The following is an 18100-nucleotide window of genomic DNA, read 5'->3' on the forward strand; positions in this document are numbered from 1 at the left end:
ATGAAAGTCGAGCAACTCACCTGCGCCATCGGTGCCGAGATCAGCGGTGTGAACCTGGGCGATGCGTCCCGCGACGACGGCCTGTTCGCCGAGATCAAGGCGTTGCTGCTCCGGCACAAAGTGCTGTTCCTGCGTGATCAGGACATCAGCCGCGCCGAGCATGTGGCCTTCGCCCGTCGCTTCGGCGAGCTGGAAGACCATCCGGTGGCGGGCAGTGACCCGGAGCATCCCGGCCTGGTACGCATCTACAAGAATCCCGACCAGCCCAACGACCGCTACGAGAATGCCTGGCACACCGACGCCACCTGGCGTGACGCACCGCCCATGGGCTGCGTGCTGCGCTGCGTGGAGTGCCCGCCGGTGGGCGGCGATACCATGTGGGCGAACATGGCCCTGGCCTACGAGAAGCTCCCCGAAGATGTGAAACAGCGTATCGAGGGCTTGCGCGCCCGCCACAGCATCGAGGCCAGCTTTGGGGCAGCCATGCCCATCGAGAAGCGCCTGGCACTCAAGGCACAGTTCCCGGACGCCGAGCACCCGGTAGTGCGTACCCATCCGGAAACCGGCGAGAAGGTGCTGTTCGTCAACGCCTTCGCCACGCACTTCACCAACTTCCATACGCCGGAACATGTCCGTTACGGCCAGGACTACAGCATGGGCGGCAGCGACCTGCTGCGCTATCTGGTCAGCCAGGCCTACATCCCGGAGTACCAGGTGCGCTGGCGCTGGAAGAAGAACAGCGTGGCCATCTGGGACAACCGCTCCACCCAGCATTACGCCGTGATGGATTACCCGCCCTGCGTGCGCAAGATGGAGCGCGCCGGGATCATCGGCGACACGCCTTACTGACCACCGATTCGCCCGGTCGGACATCACCCGGCCGGGACTACCGAACAAAAACATACCGAGGACATTCCCATGCAATTCTTCGACGATTCCCTGCACCCGGAAAATATGGAAAAGGTGGTCATCACCGTGGCGCCCTATGGCCCCGAGTGGATGCCAGCGGATTTCCCGGAAGACATCCCGGTGACCATGGAGGAACAGGTCCAGAAGGCCGTGGACTGCTATGAAGCTGGCGCCACCGTGCTGCACCTGCACGTACGCGAGCTGGATGGCACAGGCTCCAAGCGCCTGTCGAAGTTCAACGAGCTGATTGCCGGCGTGCGCGAAGCCGTGCCGGACATGATCATCCAGGTGGGCGGCTCCATTTCCTTCGCCCCCGAGGGTGAAGGCGAGGCGGCCAAGTGGCTGTCCGACGATACCCGCCACATGCTGGCCGAGCTGACCCCGAAGCCCGACCAGGTCACCGTGGCCATCAACACCACCCAGATGAACATCATGGAGCTGCTCTATCCGGAGTACCTGAAGGGCACCTCCCTGGAGAACCCGGTCTACCAGGCCGCCTACAGTGAGATGACCGTGCCGGCCGGCCCGGCCTGGGTCGAGGAGCACCTCAAGCGCCTGATGGCCAATGGCATCCAGCCGCACTTCCAGCTCACCGGCATGCATGCCCTGGAAACCCTCGAGCGCCTGGTGCGCAAGGGCGTCTACAAGGGCCCGCTGAACCTGACCTGGATCGGTATCGGCGGCGGCTTCGACGGCCCTAACCCGTTCAACTTCTTCAACTTCATCCACCGCGCCCCGAATGGCGGCACCCTCACCGCCGAATCGCTGCTGAAGAATGTGCTGCCGTTCAACACCATGGCCCTGGCCATGGGCCTGCACCCGCGTGTGGGCATCGAGGACACCATCATCGACCAGCACGGCAAGCGCTTCACCTCGGTGCAGCAGATTCAGCAGACCGTGCGCATCGCCCACGAGCTGGGTCGCGAAATCGCCAGCGGCAAGGAAGCGCGCGAGATCTACAAGATCGGCGTGGAGTACAAGGACGTGGAAGAAACCCTGCGCATGAACGGCATGGCACCAAACCGCCAGCCGGGCCAGAAACACGTTCCCATGCGTGCCTGACCAGCGTAGCCAGAACGGCCGGCCCACAAGGTCGGCCCCGGCGGGGCGCCAACCGCGCTCCCGCCAGCTAGCGTGACAAAAACAACTACACGCACAGATTCAAGGTAACCGCGATGGCCTTTCATTCCGCTGCCACCGCCGATTTCGACCAATCGGCCGTGAACGTCCCCCGCACCTACGCCTGGGTAGTCTTCGCCCTGACGTTCGGCCTGCTGATCTCCGACTACATGTCGCGGCAGGTGCTCAACGCGGTATTCCCGCTGCTCAAATCCGAATGGACGCTCACCGACTCCCAGCTTGGCCTGCTCAGCGGCATCGTTGCCCTGATGGTGGGGCTGCTGACTTTCCCGTTGTCCCTTCTGGCGGACCGCTGGGGCCGGGTGAAGAGCCTGGTGCTGATGGCCATGCTCTGGAGCCTGGCAACCCTGGGCTGCGGCCTGGCGAAAAACTACGAGCACATGTTCATTGCCCGCTTCCTGGTGGGCGTGGGCGAGGCAGCCTATGGCAGCGTAGGCATCGCAGTGGTGCTGTCGGTATTCCCCCGCGAGATGCGCGCCACCATCACCGGCGCCTTCATGGCCGGTGGCATGTTCGGCTCGGTACTGGGCATGGCCCTGGGTGGCGTGCTGGCGCAACAGCTGGGCTGGCGCTGGTCGTTCGCCGGCATGGCGATCTTCGGACTGGTGCTTGCAATGATCTATCCGCTGGTGGTCAAGCAGTCGCGCATCGGCAACCCACTGCCGGCGCCGAGCGCGACGGACGAGTTCCCTTGCCGCCGTCCGCTGAAAACCCTGTTCGCCAGCCGCTCGGTGATTTGCGCCTACATCGGCAGCGGCCTGCAGCTGTTCGTCGGCGCGGCAGTGATGGTGTGGTTCCCCAGCTACCTCAATCGCTACTACCACATGGGTACCGACCAGGCTGGCGTGGTCTCGGCCATCATCGTGCTCACTGGCGGCGCTGGCATGATCGTCTGCGGCATCCTCAGTGATCGCCTGTGCCGCAACGCCCCGGACCGCAAGATCGCCCTGGCCATCGCTTACTGCCTGATCAGTTGTGTGCTGCTGTCCGTGGCCTTCGGCATGGCGCCCGGCTTGCCGCAACTGGTGATCATTGGCCTGGCCATGCTGGTGGCGACCGGTACATCGGGCCCGGCCGGCGCGATGGTTGCCAACCTCACTCACTATTCGATCCACGGTACGGCCTTCGCCACCCTGACCCTGGCCAACAACCTGTTGGGCCTGGCGCCTGGGCCGTATATCACCGGTGTACTGGCTGACAGTGTCGGCCTCGACCGCGCCTTCCAGTTCGTTCCGCTGATCAGTGTCGCCGCGGCCCTGGTGTTCTGGTACGGCAAGCGTCACTACCACCGGGACATTCAAAAGCTGGCGCCTATGATGGCCAGCGAGGAGCGCCCATGAGACCGCTGTTGGTCGAGATGACCTTCGACTTCATCTGTCCCTGGTGCCTGATCGGCAAACGCAACCTGGAGCGGGCCCTGGGCACCCTGGCCAAGAGCCGGCCCGAGGTTCCCGTCGATATCCGCTGGCGGGGTGTGCAGTTGCTGCCCGACCTGCCGGCACAGGGCGTGCCCTTCATGGAGTTCTACGTGCAGCGGCTCGGTAGCGAGGCGGCGGTGCGGGCGCGCCAGGAGCAGGTGCAGGACGCTGCGTACCACGCTGATGTGGACATGGACCTGCGCCGCATCACGACCATGCCCAACACCGCCAATGCCCACCGCCTGTTGGCGCTGGCCATGGAGCAGGGCAGCGAACGGCAGGTGGATACCCTGCTGGAACGCCTGTTCGCCGGTTACTTCCAGTCCGGCGAGGACCTGGGTAACAGCGAATTACTGCTGAACGTGGCCAGGCAGTGTGGTTTCGACCCGCGCCGCCTGGAAGCCGCCCTGTTCGACGACGGACGCCCCTATGTCGGTAGCGAGGCCGTCCCGGCTACCCAGGCGGTGCCGTCCTTTGCGATCGACCAGCGCCTGTCGCTGGCCGGCGCCCAGCCGCCGTGGCTGATGCTGGCCCAATTGCAACGCGCCCTGGAGCTGCGCTCCGTGGCGGAGGTCTGCGCGCCATGACCCGGTTGGTGGAAGTTCCGGCAGCGCAGGTGCCGCCGGTAGGCGGGCGCAGCCTGTTCCGCCATGAAGAAAAATCGCTGGTGCTGTTCAACCAGAACGGCGAGCTCTACGCCATCGACGAAGGCTGTCCGCACAACGGCGCCTCGTTGTTCGGTGGTCGCCTGGACGGGCGTCTGCTGCATTGCCCGGCCCACGGCCTACGCTTCGATCTCGCCACCGGTTGCGTGGCTGGTGTTAAAGGCTTTGGTGTCGCCACCTACGCGGTAGAGCTGCAGCAGGGCCGTTGTTTTATCGATCTGTCGCGGCCCCGGCCGCAGGAAGCACACGCATGTCTGCAACTGCAATAACTGCGCTGGGATCGCGCACCCGGGTACTGATGCCCGGCGTAATCGTCAGCGCCATGGTCGCCGCAGCGGCCACATTCCTTTCCGAGCACTACGGTGCCCCGGTGATGCTGTTCGCCCTGTTGCTGGGGCTTTCGGTGAACTTCCTCGCGGCCGATGGCGTGTGCAAGCCCGGCATCGAGTTCACCGCCCGCGAAGTGCTGCGCGTTGGCGTGGCGCTGCTGGGTATCCGCATCACACTGGAACAGATCGCGTCCCTCGGCTGGCAGCCAGTCGCCATGGTGGTGGCACTGGTGGTGGTTACCATCCTTGTGTCAGTCGCAGTGGCGCGTCTATTGGGTTTCAACAGCCTGTTCGGCCTGCTTACCGGCGGTGCCACGGCCATCTGCGGCGCCTCGGCGGCCCTGGCCCTGGCGGCGTCCCTGCCGGCTCATCCGCAGAAAGAGCGCGCCACGCTGTTCACCGTGATCGGTGTGTCGGCGCTGTCCACCCTGGCGATGATTCTCTACCCGATGATCGCCGAGGCCCTGGGGCTCTCTCCGTTGCATGCCGGGCTCTTCATTGGCGGCACCATTCATGACGTCGCCCAGGTCGTGGGCGCGGGCTACAGCATGGGTCACGAGACGGGCGACAGCGCCACCGTGGTCAAGCTGATGCGCGTCGCCATGCTGCTGCCGGTGATCCTCTGCGCCGCGATGATCACTCGCATGCGCGGCGCCGAGCCGGGCAGCAAGCGTCCGCCGCTGCTGCCCTGGTTTGCGGTGGGCTTCGTGATCCTCGCCGCAATCAACAGCACAGGCGTGATTCCGCCGGTGGTTCAGGATGCTGGCAACGAATTGTCGCGCTGGTGCCTGGTGATCGCCATCAGCGCCCTGGGCATGAAGACCCAGCTCAAGGATCTGGCCTCGGTGGGTATCAAGCCCATCCTGCTGATGGTGGGGGAAACCGCGTTCCTCGCCGTCCTGGTACTGGCCATGCTGCACTGGGGTTTCTAAAGCGTTACTCCTGCTCCCGTGAGGGGGTCATCGACGCCTGCCACAGCGGGCTTTCACCGCGCCGAAGCTTTGTGGGACGGGCTTCGTAGCGCGGTTTTTTTTTGCGTTTTTTTGTGGGTCCGAATGCAGAGGCGAAACGGGCCGAAAGGCCGTTCGTAGGATAGGAAGAGCGCAGCGAAACCCATCGCCAGATTGATGGGTTTCGTACCTCTACCCATCCTACGTCGCTGTCCTTTGTCACCCGACGCTGGCTGCGGCTCTCACTCTTCTGCCTTGACCTGGTGCTCGCGCCGCCACGCCGCCGGCGAGCTGCCGAACTGGGTGGTGAACCAGCGGGTGAAGGAGCTGGGCACCGAGTAGCCCAGCAGGTCGGCGATACGACCGAGGGAGTAGCGCGGGTTTTCCATGTAGCGCAGGACCAGGTCGCGTCGCACTTCGTTGATCAGGTCAGAGAAGGTCACTTGGCTGTCTTCGAGCCGGCGCTGCAGGGTCCGCACGTTCAACCCCATGGACTGGGCGATTTGTTCGATGGTGGCGCGCCCCATCGGCAGCAGCAGGTAGATGGCCTTGCGCACATCGTTCAGCGTCGACTGTTGGGCCGCGCCGGGTAGCGTCTCCACCAGGCGGAGGGCATGCCGGGCCATGGCCGGGTCGGCCAGGGGGTTGGCTTTGTCCAGGTCTGAGGCCTGGCAAACGATGCCGTTGAATTCGCTGCCGAACTCCACTTTGCACCCGAAGACGCGCCGATGCAGTTGCAGGTCCGGCGGTGCGTCGTGGCTGAAACTCACCGAAAGCGGGCGCCACCCCGAGCCGAGCAGGGCGCTGCACATGCGAAACAGGACCCCGATCGCCAGTTCCATGCCCTGGCGAATGGGCACCGGAGGATCCGTGATGATTTCCTCGCGCAGGACCACGGTCTTGCCGACCTCGTCCACGAACAGCGCCAGGGATTCGTTGAGCAGGTGGCGGTACTGCACGATGGTTTCCAGCGCATCGCGCAGGGTTGGCTGGTGTGATAGCAGCAGACTGATAACGCCGAAATCGGACAACTGGCGGGATTCGGCCATACGCAGGCCGAAGGTGAGGCAGCCGCTGGCGCGGGCCGAGTCTTCCAGCAGGGTAGCCGCGGCTGACGTGGGAATGCGTTGCTCGGGGTTTTCCACCAACGCCTGGCTGAGACCGACCTCGCGCAGCATCTGCTGCGGGTTCAGGCCGAGGTGCTGGGCCACTTCGATGTAGTTGGTCAGGGCCGCTGCGCGAACCATTGGGGTCATGTCGATCGCCACGCTGCTGTTGTGCCGGTGAGGCGCTGGTGCTCCAGGCTCCGGTCGTTATTGTCGTTTAAAGCGAAGTGAGCTCGTTGCATTGGATGGTCTTCCAATTTGTCTTTGATGACAACGCCGGTTCTTTTCTTCGTTCAGGGCTGATGCAAGTAAAGCCAAAGCCTGGAAATCGGCGCGGGCCACGGACGGCGGGCACAGCCGCCGGGGAGGAAACGGGGCGGGGTGGAAAGGCCCTGTCATGAAATGCGAAGCGCCTGACGTTCTATGAAAAGCGGTCACCCCCCTGCGTCTCTACTGTTTGCATCACGAAGTTCCTTCCGCCGCGATGGCGATCCCATCGAACGCAAAAGGGTAATGCCGTGATCGACAACAACAACGCAACCATCCTCATCGTCCCGGGTCTTCGGGAGCATGTGCCGGAGCACTGGCAAACCCTGCTGGCCGAGCAACTGCCCAAGGTGCGCAGCGTACCGCCACTGGAGCGGGACAAACTGAGCCTGCCGGCCCGAGTGGAGGCCATCCAGCGCGAGCTGGAGCAAATCAACGGGCCGGTAATCCTGGTGGCCCACAGCGCCGGTGTACTCATGGTGGCGCACTGGGCGGCCCGGTACAGCCGGCCGATCAAGGGGGCGCTGCTGGCGACCCCACCGGACCTGGATGCGACCTGGCCAGCGAACTACCCGAGCCCCGAATCCCTGCAGGCCAATGGTTGGACGCCACTGCCGCGACAGCCGCTGCCGTTCCCGAGCCTGGTCTGCGCCAGTGACGACGATCACTTGGCCAGCCTGGACGCGGTTCGCCGCCTGGCCGATGACTGGGACAGCAGCCTGGTCGAGCTGGGCAAGGTCGGACACCTCAACCCGGCATCGGGTTACGGCGAATGGCCTTTTGCCCATGAGCTGATCCAGCTGCTGGATCGCTGAAGCACAACCAGATCGATTTCGGCCGGGGAGACTGGCGAATGAAGCGCGCGGCGATGCAACCGACTGCGCGCCAACGAAGCAGGGAGCACGGAAAGGTTGCGGTAGCGATTACAACAAGAAGCGGAGCCAACGCATGAAGTACAAGAACAATCACAACCTCAACTTGCGCAAGTGTCTGCTCGCCTCGGCCATTGCCGCCGGGGTGGGCGCGCCGGGCATGGTGCAGGCCTTCGAAGTCGACACCGGTAACCCGGACTGGTCGATACGCTTCGACAACACCGTGAAGTACAACTACGGCGTGCGCACCGAGAGCGCGGACAAGCGCATGCTGGCTACGCCGAACAACAACGACGGCGACTACAACTTCCGTCGTTCCGGCACCAACATCACCAACCGTGTGGACCTGCTGACTGAACTGGATGTGATCCACGGTGGTAACAAGGGCTTCCGCGTCAGTGCCGCGAGCTGGTACGACAAGGCCTACGACAACACTGGTTCCAACTCGAACCCCTTCGTCAACGGCAACGAGGCGTTCTCGCGCATTGCCGGCCAGCCTGGCACCAACAATGCCGTGCTGGGCAGCCCGCACCTGTCCAACTATGCCCAGCGCTACTACAGCGGCCCGTCCGGCGAAATCCTCGACGCCTTCCTGTTCTACAGCACCGAAGTCGGCGACGAGTCGATGTTCAGCATCAAGGCCGGCCAGCATAACGTGTACTGGGGCGAAACCATCCTCAACCCGGTGCATGCCATCAGCTACGGCCAGTCTGGCCTGGACCTCGCCAAGCTGGCCGCCGCCCCGGGCACCGAGGCGAAGGAGCTGTTCGTTCCGCGCAACCAGGTTTCGGCGTCCTTCACCATCAACCCCGAACTGACCGTTGCCGCGCAGTACTTCCTCGACTGGGACGCCGCACGTCTGCCTGAGGCCGGCACCTACTACGGCAGTTCCGACGTGGTGGGCGAGGGCGCCCAGTCCTTCCTCCTTGGCCACACCGGTGGTCCGGGCCTGGCCGGGCCGAACGGCACCCTGACCAACATCCGTCGTGGCCACGACATCACCCCGGACAAGCGTGGTGACTGGGGCCTGATGCTGAAATGGTCGCCGGAATGGCTCGACGGCACCCTCGGCGCTTACTACCGCCAGACTGCTGAGATTCTTCCGCAGGCTGTGCTGGATGGCACCGGTCTGACCGCACGCGGTGCGGCGGGTCCCATCGCCAACGTGCAGAACTCCATCCGCACCACCAACTACAAGCTCGCCTACGGCGACGACATCGACATCTTCGGCCTGAGCCTGTCCAAGGAGTTCGGCGGCATCAGCGTCGCCAGCGACCTGAACATTCGCCACAACATGCCGTTGGCGAGCATCCCGGCCATTGTCAGTGCCTCCGGTCCTGGCGGCCTCGCCGCGGGCCTCGGCCTGCTGCCAGCGCGCATTCCGGGCTCCGGCGTGGTCACCGAACTGCCGAGCAGCGGCGACAGCATGAGCGCCACCGGCGACACTTTGCACTGGACCTTGAACGGTCTGATGACCATCGGCGACACACCGCTGTTCGACGCGGCCAGCCTGCTGGGCGAGCTGTACTACAGCAACCTGCTGGAACTCGATAGCCACAACGAGGCGCTCTACAAGGGCAAGTCGACCTACCGTGGCATCGACAAACCGACTCGCGACAACTGGGGCGTCGCGGTGAACTTCACGCCCACCTGGTACCAGGTGTTCCCAGGCGTGGACCTGTCCGCACCGATGTCGGTGAACGTTGGCCTGGACGGCGTTTCGCCGGTCCAGGGCGGCGGTGCCGAAGACACCGGCAACTACGCCGTGGGTATCGGCGCGGCCATCTACAACCAGTACTTCGTCGACCTGAAGTACGTGGACTCTTTCGGCGATGCCAAGAAGTGCACCAACGGTGCCACCGACGGCTCGACTCCTAACGCATTGGATGCCACGCAGCGCTACACCTGCTACGCCGGAGGCTATTCCTCCTTCTCCGGCGGCGGAGCTACCACGGAAGACCGTGGCGCGGTTTACCTGACCTTGAAGACCACCTTCTGACATTCCGCACCGCTCGACACCCGAGCAGGAGAACAACGAGATGCAATTCGTGAAAACTCTGATGGCGGCTTCCCTCGCGGTGGCCTTCGCTAGCTCTGCCCTTGCCGCTGTATCGCCTGATGAGGCGGCCAAGCTGGGCAACAACCTGACCCTGGTCGGCGCCGAAAAGGCCGCCAGCGCCGATGGCTCGATCCCGGCCTACGACGGCGGCCTGACCACCCCGCCGGCCGGCTTCAAGTCGGGCGACAGCATGCGCCCGGATCCCTTCGCCAGCGAAAAGCCGTTGCTGGTAATCGATGGCAAGAACGTCGATCAGTACAAGAACCAGCTCAGCGCCACTACGGTGGAACTGGCCAAGCGCTACCCGGGCTTCCGCGTGGATGTCTACCCGACCCACCGTACCGTGGCCATGCCCCAGGCGGTGCTGGACAACGCAGTGAAGAACGCCACTGGCGCCAAGACCGGCAATGGCGGACTGGCCCTTGAAAACGTGCTGCCGGGCGTACCGTTCCCGATCCCGCAGTCGGGCGCAGAAGCCATGTGGAACCACTTGCTGCGCTACCAGGGCGTGACCATCAACTCCAAGTACGACTCCTGGAACGTTGACGCAGCCGGCGTAGCCACCCTGGCCACCACCGGCCAGGCGTTCATCAACTACCCGATCTACCAGGATCTGAACAAGCCCATCGCCAATACCGACGTGTATTACCAGATGAAGCTGTACTACTCGGGCCCTGCGCGCCGTGCCGGCGAGGCGATCATGCTGAAAGACGCCGCCAACGCCGTTGAGCAGCCACGCCGCGCCTGGCAGTACCTGCCCGGCCAGCGCCGTGTGAAGCTGGCGCCGAGCCTGGCCTACGACACCCCGAACCCGGGTACCGCTGGTGCCGGCACCTATGACGACGTATTCGTCTTCAACGGTGCACTGGACCGCTACGACTGGAAGCTGGTGGGCAAGCAGGAACTGATCGTTCCCTACAACACCTACAAGCTGACCTACGCCCAGGACCCGAAGGCCCTGACCACCCCGAATCACCTGTCGCCCGACTACGTGCGCTGGGAAAAACACCGCGTCTGGGTCGTGGAAGGCACGTTGAAGGACGGCGCCCGCCACATCTACGCCAAGCGCCGCTTCTACCTGGATGAGGACAGCTGGGTCGCCCTGGCTTCCGACCAGTACGACGCCCGTGGGCAGATCTACCGTGGCTCCTTCGCCTTCCTCAGCCAGAGCTACGACAAGCAAGTACCGGATACCACACCGTTCGTGATCTACGACTTGGTGGGTAACTCCTACAACATCAATGGCATCGTCGGCCCGTACGGCGGCATCCGTTACATCGACCCGCTGACCAAGGCTCAGTGGGCAGCCGAGTCCCTGGCTGGCGCCGGCATTCGCTAAGCCAGGCTGGTTGTCGCTCCCTTTGAGTGTGGGGGAGCGACAACCCCTTTTTTTTAGAGGACGTCCCGATGTTTTCTTTCAAACCGATTGCCCTGGGCCTTGCCCTGGTGGCCGGCAGCTGTGGTGCCGCGCCCCTGGTGGATGTGCTCGAACTGCCGGCGCAGCGCAGCGAACTGGCGCTACGCAGCCCCTTGCTCGATCTGGCACAGGCTGGCCAGCGCCTCGTGGCGGTAGGCCAGCGCGGCCACATTCTTTACTCCGATGACGAGGGCCAGAGCTGGACCCAGGCCAGCGTGCCGGTCAGCTCCGACCTGACTGCCGTGCAGTTCCCCACGGAGAAACAAGGCTGGGCCGTAGGCCATGACGGCGTCGTGCTGCACAGCGGCGATGGCGGTGCCAGCTGGCAAAAGCAACTCGATGGCCGCCAGCTCGGCCGGCTCATGCAGGACCATTACAGTGCCCGGCCCGACGCCGGGCAATGGCTGGAAGAGAGCAAGCGGATCGAGACCGAAGGCGCGGACAAACCCTTCCTCGACCTCTGGTTCAGCGATGAACGCAATGGTTTCGTCGTCGGTGCCTTCAATCTGATCTTCCGCACCCGCGATGGCGGGCAGAGCTGGGAGCCCTGGACCGACCGCACCGACAACCCGTCCGGCTACCACCTCAATGCCATCTCCGGCGACGGTGAGCATCTCTACATCGCCGGAGAGCAAGGCCTGCTGCTGCGCCTCGACGACAATGGGGAACGCTTTCAGGCCCTGGAATCGCCCTATCAGGGCAGCTTCTTCGGTATCAGCGCCCAGCCCGGTGCAGTGCTGGCTTACGGCTTGCGTGGCCATGCCTATCGCAGTACCGATGGCGGCGCCAGCTGGACGGTGGTGAAGACCGGGCTGAGCAGCAGCATCACCGCGTCCACGCGTGACGGCAAAGGCAACCTCTACCTGTTCGGCCAGACCGGCCAGGCCCTGGCCAGCCGTGATCAGGGCGCCAGCTTCCAGCCTCTGGACATCGGCCAGCCGGTGCCTGTCTACGGCGCCCTGGCGTCGCGTGACAACGGCCTGCTGCTGGTGGGTGCGCGTGGCATCAGCCAGCGCCCCGTGGTTTCTGGAAAACAAGAATAAGAGCGAGGCATACCCACATGGGTGGCATGAAACAAGAGGCGATGCCGGTTATCCGGGATCTGAAAGACTTCGATGCGCGCAGCGGCAACCTGCTGGAGCGCCTGGTGTTCAACCACCGTTTGCCGTTCGTGCTCGGCATCCTGCTGGTGACGGTGCTGCTGGGCTACATGGCCTTCACGCGGCTGGAGCTCAAGCCCAGCTTCGAGAAGATGATTCCCCAGGGGCATCCCTACATCCAGAACTTCCTGGAAAACCGCAAAGCCCTGCGCGGATTGGGCAATAGCGTGCGAATCGTGGTGGAGAACACCCAGGGCGACATCTTCGACCCGGCCTACCTCGACGCGCTGAAAAAGGTGCATGACGAGCTGTTCCTCACCCCAGGCGTCGACCGCGCCTGGATGAAGTCCCTCTGGGCGCCCGGCGTGCGCTGGACCGAAGTGACCGAGGAAGGCTTCCAGGGTGGCCCGGTCATGCCCGATGGCTATGACGGCTCGCCCGCGAGCATCGAGCAACTGCGGCAGAACATTGCCCGCGCCGGCATCGTCGGCAGCCTGGTGGCCAATGACTTCAAGTCCACCATGCTGGTGGTGCCGTTGCTGGACCAGGCCACCGCTGGCAGCCAGGGCGTGGACTACCACCAGTTCTCGCGCAACCTGGAAGAAAAGCTGCGCCTGCACTTCGAATACCAAGGCGACCGCAAGGCGCAGGCCTCGGGTGAAGAAGGGCAGGGCCCGATCAAGGTCCGCGTGATCGGCTTCGCCAAGCTGGTGGGCGACCTGATCGACGGCCTGATGCGCGTCATGGCCTTCTTCGGCCTGGCCGTGGTCACCACCTTCTTCATCATCCTGGCGTACACCCGCTGCCTGCGCAGCAGCCTGCTGGTGATCGTCTGCTCGCTGCTGGCGGTAGTCTGGCAACTGGGGATCGTCGCCTGGCTGGGCTACGCGCTGGACCCGTACTCCATCCTGGTGCCGTTCCTGATCTTCGCCATCGGCGTGTCCCACGCGGCGCAGAAGATGAACGGCATCATGCAGGACATCGCCCTCGGCACCCACCGCCTGGTGGCCGCGCGCTATACCTTCCGCCGCCTGTTCCTCGCCGGGGTCACCGCGCTGCTGGCCGACGCCGTGGGCTTTGCCGTGCTGATGCTGATCGACATCCCGGTGATCCAGGACCTGGCCATCACCGCCAGCATCGGTGTTGCGGTGCTGATTCTCACCACCTTGCTGATGATGCCGGTGGCACTGTCCTACGTGGGTGTGGGCAAGAAAGCCGCCGAGCGTGCCCTGCGCATCGACACCAATGCCGCTGCGCACAAGGGCTTCGGCCATATCTGGGACTTCCTCGACCGCTTCACCGAGAAGCGCTGGGCCCTGACCACCGTTTGCCTGGCCTTCGTCCTCGGCGTAGGCGGCTTCATGGTCAGCCACCAGCTGCAGATTGGCGACCTGGACGCCGGCGCCCCGGAACTGCGCCCGGAGTCGCGCTACAACCGCGACAACGCCTACATCACCAGCCACTACGCGCTGTCCAGCGATTTGTTCGCAGTGATGGTGAAAACGCCTGCCGAGGGCTGCCTGAACTACCATACGCTGATCCAGGCCGACCGCCTGGCCTGGGCGTTGCAGCAGCACCCGAACGTGCAGGCCACCTCGTCCCTGGCCAACGCAGTACGCCAGATCACTGCCGGTACCTACGAGGGCAATCCGAAGTTCCTCAGCCTGCAGCGCAACCAGGATGTGCTCAACTACGCCGCCCAACAGGCGTCGGTGAACACGCCCGAGCTGTTCAACACCGATTGCTCGCTGATGCCGGTGATCGCCTTCCTCAAGGACCACAAGGCGCAGACCCTGGATGAAGTGGTCGCCATCGCCGAGCGCTTTGCCGCCGAGAACAGCAGCAAGGATCGCCAGTTCCTGCTGGCGGCGGGCAGCGCAGGTATCGAAGCGGCGACCAACATCGTGGTGCGCGACGCCAACCGGACCATGCTGCTCTACGTCTACCTGGCGGTTACGTTGTTCTGCCTGGTCACCTTCCGGAGCTGGCGCGCGACCCTGGTGGCGCTGCTGCCGCTGGTGCTTACCTCGGTGCTCTGTGAGGCGTTGATGGTGGTGATGGGCATCGGCGTGAAAGTTGCCACGCTGCCGGTCATCGCCCTCGGCGTCGGCATCGGCGTGGACTACGCGTTGTACCTGCTCAGCGTGCAGCTGCAGTACCAGCGCCAGGGCATGCCACTGTCGGCCGCCTACAAGCAGGCGGTGTCCTTCACGGGCCGGGTGGTGGCGCTGGTTGGTATCACCCTGGCCGCCGGCGTGGTCTGTTGGGCCTGGTCGCCCATCAAGTTCCAGGCCGACATGGGCATCCTGCTCACCTTCATGTTCCTCTGGAACATGATCGGCGCGCTGATCCTGATCCCGGCGCTGTCGTACTTCCTGCTGCGCGAGCGCGGAGAGGCGACCCGCCCAATCGCCCCGGCCGATGTGCCGGTCGCAAGCTCGGCCACCGAGGCTGCGCAAAATAGCCGGATGGAGTCCGTGCAGCCCTGACCCGCAAGCGAAGGAACTTCGACTAATCTGGAAAACGGGGGATTGCCGCCGGCCGCTTTGCGGTCGGCGGCGATACCGTTTTCGGATTCGTCGACGTGCCTGCTCCCATGTTGTGAGGGCCGTCTCCAAGGACATAACAACATGCTTGATTACTTCGCGCTGGGCGTTCTCTTCTTCGTGGGGGTCGTGCTGTTCTACGGCATCATCGTGCTCCACGACATTCCCTACGAAATAGCCGTACACCGTAACCATCCCCATCAGGACGCCATCCACGCCGCCGGCTGGGTGAGCCTGTTCACCCTCCATGCGCTTTGGCCCTTCCTGTGGATCTGGGCGATGTTGTACCGCGAGGACCGTGGCTGGGGCTTCGACCACGGCAAACCAAGCGCCGCCCAGGGCGCTGACCTGGCAAAGGAACTGGCGGAGCTGCGCCAGCGCATCGAACAGCTCGAAGGGCGCACGTCGATTGCCCGGAACGAGAAGGAGGATTGAGCCATGGACCTGTTGCTAATCCTTACCTATACGGCGTTCTGCGTTGCCATCTTCAAGATCTTCAAGATCCCGCTGAACAAGTGGAGCGTGCCCACCGCCGTGCTGGGCGGCATCGTGCTGATCGGCGCGCTGATCTTCCTGATGAACTACAACCACCCCTACTCGGAAGTGGCGCGGACCTACTTCGTCTCGGTGCCCATCGTGCCCGAGGTGTCCGGCCAGGTGATCGAGGTGCCGGTCAAGGCCAACCAGCCACTGGAGAAGGGGGATGTGTTGTTCCGTATCGACCCGACGCCATTCGAGAACAAGCTGAAGTCGATCAAGGCCCAACTGGTTTCGGCCCGTGCCGATCAGTCCCGCGCCCGTGAGCTGGCTGCGCGCAATGTCGGCAACCGCCGCGATGTAGACCTCACCACCGCGCGGGTGGACGACCTGCAGGCGCAGTTGAACATTGCCCAGTTCGATCTCGACAACACGGTGATACGGGCGCCGAGCAAGGGGTTCGTCACCCATGTTTCGCTGCGCCCGGGCGTGCGGGCGGTGAAACTGCCGTTGCGCCCCTCCATGGTCTTCATTCCGGACGAAGGCTTCTATTTCATCGCCTGGATGCGCCAGAACAGCCAACTGCGCCTGAGCGTTGGCGACGAGGCGGAAGTCGCCTTCGACGGCATCCCCGGCAAGGTGTTCTCGGGCAAGGTGAAACAAGTGATCGGGGTGATTGGCGAGGGACAGGTGCAACCGTCCGGCACCCTGATCAGTTATACGGGCTCACCCCCTCCGGGGCGGGTGCCGGTGTTCATCGAAATCACCGATCCGGCCTACGCCCAGTACGCCGCGCAGATGCCGGGCGGGGCCTATGGCCAGGCCGCGCTCTACAGCCAGCATTTCCACCATGTGGCGATCATGCGCAAGATCCTCCTGCGCATGGCGGCCTGGATGAACTACATCTTCCCGTTCCACTGACGGCGCTAAGGCGGGCTGTCCCCCGGGCGGCCCGCCTCGTATGGATGCTCGGCCATCCAATGCCGGGCGATGTCTTCCCGCCGACACACCCAGACCCCGTCATGTCGCTGCACATGGTCAAGAAAGCGCGCCAGGGCCAAGGCACGGGCCGGGTGGCCGCTGATCCGGCCGTGCAGGCCGATGCTCATCAGCTTTGGCTGCCGCGCGCCTTCCTGCCATAGCCAGTCGAAGGCGTCCTTAAGGAGTTGGAGGAAGTCCTGGCCCGAGGCGAAACCGTGGGGCATCAGGTAGCGGGCGTCGTTGTTGACCAGGGTGTAAGGGATCACCAGGTGAGGCGGCGAGCCGGGCAGCCAATAGGGCAGGTCGTCGTTGTAGGCGTCCGAGCTGTAGAGAAAACCACCTTCCTCACGCAACAGCCGGCGGGTATGGGCGCTGACGCGGCCGGTGTACCAGCCCAGCGGGCGGCGGCTGCAGATGCGCTCGATCAGTTCGATGGTCAACTGGATATGGCGTCGTTCCTCGTCTTCGGCAATCTCGCGGTAGTCCAGCCAGCGGTAGCCGTGCCCGGCGATCTCATGACCACCGGCGCGCAAGGCGTGGCCGATTTGCGGCACCAGCTCCAGGGCACGCCCGACGGCGAAGGCGGTCAACGGCAGGCCACGCTCGTTGAACAGGTCGAGAATGCGCCAGACGCCGGCGCGGGAGCCGTATTCGTAAAGGCCTTCCACACTCAGGTCGCGCTCGCCGGCGCGCGCGGGGCGGCCTGGCAGTTCGTGCAGGTAGGCTTCCGACTGGGCATCGCCATTGAGTACGCAGGACTCGGCGCCTTCCTCGACGTTCAGCACGAACTGTACGGCCAGCCGTGCACCCCCGGGCCAGCGGGGGTGGGGCGGCTGGCCGCCATAACCGAGCAGGTCGCGCTCGACCATCAACCGAGCTCGAAGGTGGTGACGCCGAAGACGCGGTCCTGGGCGACAACGGGTGCAGGGCCGAGGTACATCCGCGCGCAGCCAAAAACTTCGCTCATTCGGTGGCGTTGCACCAGTGCCATGGCCGCGGGATTGTTCTCCGGAGCATCGAGGAACAGCGGCCCGCCCGCAGCAAAGCCTGCCAACGGCGCGTAAAGCGCTTCGGCCGCGTGAATGTCATCGGCGAACAACGGTCCGATCTTGCAGCCGCTCTGACAGCGCCTGACGACCGCGAAACCGGCCAGGCGGCCATTGCGCCGACAGCCAAGTGCCAGCGCATCGGGCTGGGTGATCCAGCCCTGGAGGAAAACGCGGCGTGGTGCCGGGAAGCAGGTGCGGTCATATGCGAGCACCTCGTTCAGGGTGAACTCGGCGAGGGGGACGATCTCCTCATCAGCGGCCGATTGTGGTGGCTCGGTGATTTCCGTCTGGAATCGCAGATTGCGGTGGGAGAAGACGAAACCGCCCTTGGCGTAGTAGTCCTGCATGGCGAACACACCGTCCATCCCGATGGTGGCGCCCGGATGCAGCCGGGCCAGGAGGCGGTCACGGCGGGCATGCCAGAGACGGTCGCCAAGGCCATGTCCGCGAAACTCCGGACGGATGATGAAAAAGCCCATGAACCCAAATTCGCCGCCGTAGGACGTGATGGCGCCGCCGCCGATCAGTTCGCCGTCCTGCTCAGCCGCTATATAGGCTTCGGGATCGGTCGCCCAGAACAGCTGGGCATCGTGCAGGCCAGGGTTCCAGCCCTCGCGCGCGGCCCAGCCGACCAACTCGTCCAGCTCGGGGCGGAGCATGTTGCGGATCACCAGCGGGGTGGACATAGGGCGTTACTCCTCGGCGTGAAGCGAACGCTTTCGGTATAGCGCCAACCGGGGAGGGCGGCCAGACCGCCCGGCGGGCGTCAGGCATAGCAGCCGCCAGGTGATCTCCGGATGCAGCTCAAGACGCCA

Annotated in this window: 16 protein-coding genes; 13 read left to right on the top strand and 3 right to left on the bottom strand. The window is 64.4% G+C overall.

The window, feature by feature from the left end; translation table 11 throughout:
* The 6 genes from E8F20_RS21785 to E8F20_RS21810 all read left to right on the top strand — a co-directional run bounded on the left by E8F20_RS21785 (nucleotide 1) and on the right by E8F20_RS21810 (nucleotide 5393).
* On the top strand, nucleotides 1-849 hold the full coding sequence (locus E8F20_RS21785; protein WP_280285604.1) for a TauD/TfdA family dioxygenase: 849 nt from the start codon (nucleotides 1-3) through the stop codon (nucleotides 847-849).
* Between the two features lie 69 nt (nucleotides 850-918).
* A complete protein-coding gene (locus E8F20_RS21790) occupies nucleotides 919-1971 on the top strand; it encodes a 3-keto-5-aminohexanoate cleavage protein (protein ID WP_280285605.1) in 1053 nt (350 codons plus the stop codon).
* A gap of 113 nt (nucleotides 1972-2084) precedes the next feature.
* Nucleotides 2085-3389: an MFS transporter gene (locus E8F20_RS21795; protein ID WP_280285606.1), complete on the top strand. Its 1305-nt coding sequence runs from the start codon at nucleotides 2085-2087 to the stop codon at nucleotides 3387-3389.
* On the top strand, nucleotides 3386-4054 hold the full coding sequence (locus tag E8F20_RS21800) for a DsbA family oxidoreductase (protein WP_280285607.1): 669 nt from the start codon (nucleotides 3386-3388) through the stop codon (nucleotides 4052-4054). The genes E8F20_RS21795 and E8F20_RS21800 overlap by 4 nt, the downstream gene beginning before the upstream one ends.
* Nucleotides 4051-4401, top strand: coding sequence for a Rieske 2Fe-2S domain-containing protein (locus tag E8F20_RS21805; protein ID WP_280285608.1), 351 nt, complete (start codon nucleotides 4051-4053; stop codon nucleotides 4399-4401). The genes E8F20_RS21800 and E8F20_RS21805 overlap by 4 nt, the downstream gene beginning before the upstream one ends.
* Nucleotides 4383-5393 carry a putative sulfate exporter family transporter gene (locus E8F20_RS21810; protein WP_280285609.1) on the top strand — a complete coding sequence of 337 codons (1011 nt, stop codon included), beginning with the start codon at nucleotides 4383-4385 and terminating at the stop codon, nucleotides 5391-5393. Before E8F20_RS21805 ends, E8F20_RS21810 begins: the two co-directional genes overlap by 19 nt.
* Nucleotides 5394-5653: 260 nt before the next feature.
* Here E8F20_RS21810 and E8F20_RS21815 read toward each other — a convergent pair whose 3' ends face one another.
* Nucleotides 5654-6658, bottom strand: a complete 1005-nt coding sequence (locus E8F20_RS21815) for an AraC family transcriptional regulator (RefSeq protein WP_280285661.1) — start codon at nucleotides 6656-6658, stop codon at nucleotides 5654-5656.
* A 377-nt stretch (nucleotides 6659-7035) separates the two neighbouring features.
* On the opposite strand from E8F20_RS21815, the gene E8F20_RS21820 reads away from it, so the two are divergent.
* From E8F20_RS21820 to E8F20_RS21850, 7 genes are all read left to right on the top strand, one after another.
* Nucleotides 7036-7599 (top strand): alpha/beta hydrolase, encoded by a 564-nt coding sequence (locus E8F20_RS21820; RefSeq protein ID WP_280285610.1) that lies wholly within the window; start codon nucleotides 7036-7038, stop codon nucleotides 7597-7599.
* A gap of 133 nt (nucleotides 7600-7732) precedes the next feature.
* Nucleotides 7733-9655, top strand: a complete 1923-nt coding sequence (locus E8F20_RS21825) for a DUF1302 domain-containing protein (RefSeq protein ID WP_280285611.1) — start codon at nucleotides 7733-7735, stop codon at nucleotides 9653-9655.
* A gap of 40 nt (nucleotides 9656-9695) precedes the next feature.
* Nucleotides 9696-11054 carry a DUF1329 domain-containing protein gene (locus tag E8F20_RS21830; protein ID WP_280285612.1) on the top strand — a complete coding sequence of 453 codons (1359 nt, stop codon included), beginning with the start codon at nucleotides 9696-9698 and terminating at the stop codon, nucleotides 11052-11054.
* 68 nt (nucleotides 11055-11122) lie between these two features.
* On the top strand, nucleotides 11123-12175 hold the full coding sequence (locus E8F20_RS21835) for a YCF48-related protein (protein ID WP_280285613.1): 1053 nt from the start codon (nucleotides 11123-11125) through the stop codon (nucleotides 12173-12175).
* A 17-nt stretch (nucleotides 12176-12192) separates the two neighbouring features.
* Nucleotides 12193-14721 carry an MMPL family transporter gene (locus E8F20_RS21840; RefSeq protein WP_280285614.1) on the top strand — a complete coding sequence of 843 codons (2529 nt, stop codon included), beginning with the start codon at nucleotides 12193-12195 and terminating at the stop codon, nucleotides 14719-14721.
* 141 nt (nucleotides 14722-14862) lie between these two features.
* The gene (locus E8F20_RS21845; RefSeq protein ID WP_280285615.1) at nucleotides 14863-15213 is read left to right on the top strand and encodes a DUF3302 domain-containing protein; all 351 of its coding nucleotides are present in this window, start codon (nucleotides 14863-14865) and stop codon (nucleotides 15211-15213) included.
* Between the two features lie 3 nt (nucleotides 15214-15216).
* On the top strand, nucleotides 15217-16176 hold the full coding sequence (locus E8F20_RS21850; RefSeq protein ID WP_280285616.1) for an HlyD family secretion protein: 960 nt from the start codon (nucleotides 15217-15219) through the stop codon (nucleotides 16174-16176).
* Between the two features lie 5 nt (nucleotides 16177-16181).
* On the opposite strand, the gene E8F20_RS21855 is transcribed toward E8F20_RS21850, so the two are convergent.
* Both E8F20_RS21855 and E8F20_RS21860 read right to left on the bottom strand, forming a co-directional pair.
* A complete protein-coding gene (locus E8F20_RS21855) occupies nucleotides 16182-17105 on the bottom strand; it encodes a polysaccharide deacetylase family protein (protein ID WP_280285617.1) in 924 nt (307 codons plus the stop codon).
* Nucleotides 17105-17971, bottom strand: a complete 867-nt coding sequence (locus E8F20_RS21860; protein WP_280285618.1) for a GNAT family N-acetyltransferase — start codon at nucleotides 17969-17971, stop codon at nucleotides 17105-17107. The genes E8F20_RS21855 and E8F20_RS21860 overlap by 1 nt, the downstream gene beginning before the upstream one ends.
* Nucleotides 17972-18100 lie beyond the last annotated feature (129 nt).

It is taken from the genome of Pseudomonas sp. BN415 (genome assembly GCF_029871195.1).
Classification (GTDB): domain Bacteria; phylum Pseudomonadota; class Gammaproteobacteria; order Pseudomonadales; family Pseudomonadaceae; genus Metapseudomonas; species Metapseudomonas resinovorans.

Bases quoted from the DNA above. Each gene is read 5' to 3' on its own strand.
- E8F20_RS21840 (WP_280285614.1), top strand. From the start codon at position 12,193: ATGGGTGGCATGAAACAAGAGGCGATGCCGGTTATCCGGGATCTGAAA.
- E8F20_RS21790 (WP_280285605.1), top strand. From the start codon at position 919: ATGCAATTCTTCGACGATTCCCTGCACCCGGAAAATATGGAAAAGGTG.
- E8F20_RS21835 (WP_280285613.1), top strand. From the start codon at position 11,123: ATGTTTTCTTTCAAACCGATTGCCCTGGGCCTTGCCCTGGTGGCCGGC.
- E8F20_RS21795 (WP_280285606.1), top strand. From the start codon at position 2,085: ATGGCCTTTCATTCCGCTGCCACCGCCGATTTCGACCAATCGGCCGTG.
- E8F20_RS21785 (WP_280285604.1), top strand. From the start codon at position 1: ATGAAAGTCGAGCAACTCACCTGCGCCATCGGTGCCGAGATCAGCGGT.
- E8F20_RS21850 (WP_280285616.1), top strand. From the start codon at position 15,217: ATGGACCTGTTGCTAATCCTTACCTATACGGCGTTCTGCGTTGCCATC.
- E8F20_RS21860 (WP_280285618.1), bottom strand. From the start codon at position 17,971: ATGTCCACCCCGCTGGTGATCCGCAACATGCTCCGCCCCGAGCTGGAC.
- E8F20_RS21830 (WP_280285612.1), top strand. From the start codon at position 9,696: ATGCAATTCGTGAAAACTCTGATGGCGGCTTCCCTCGCGGTGGCCTTC.
- E8F20_RS21815 (WP_280285661.1), bottom strand. From the start codon at position 6,658: ATGGTTCGCGCAGCGGCCCTGACCAACTACATCGAAGTGGCCCAGCAC.
- E8F20_RS21845 (WP_280285615.1), top strand. From the start codon at position 14,863: ATGCTTGATTACTTCGCGCTGGGCGTTCTCTTCTTCGTGGGGGTCGTG.
- E8F20_RS21825 (WP_280285611.1), top strand. From the start codon at position 7,733: ATGAAGTACAAGAACAATCACAACCTCAACTTGCGCAAGTGTCTGCTC.
- E8F20_RS21810 (WP_280285609.1), top strand. From the start codon at position 4,383: ATGTCTGCAACTGCAATAACTGCGCTGGGATCGCGCACCCGGGTACTG.
- E8F20_RS21805 (WP_280285608.1), top strand. From the start codon at position 4,051: ATGACCCGGTTGGTGGAAGTTCCGGCAGCGCAGGTGCCGCCGGTAGGC.
- E8F20_RS21800 (WP_280285607.1), top strand. From the start codon at position 3,386: ATGAGACCGCTGTTGGTCGAGATGACCTTCGACTTCATCTGTCCCTGG.
- E8F20_RS21855 (WP_280285617.1), bottom strand. From the start codon at position 17,105: ATGGTCGAGCGCGACCTGCTCGGTTATGGCGGCCAGCCGCCCCACCCC.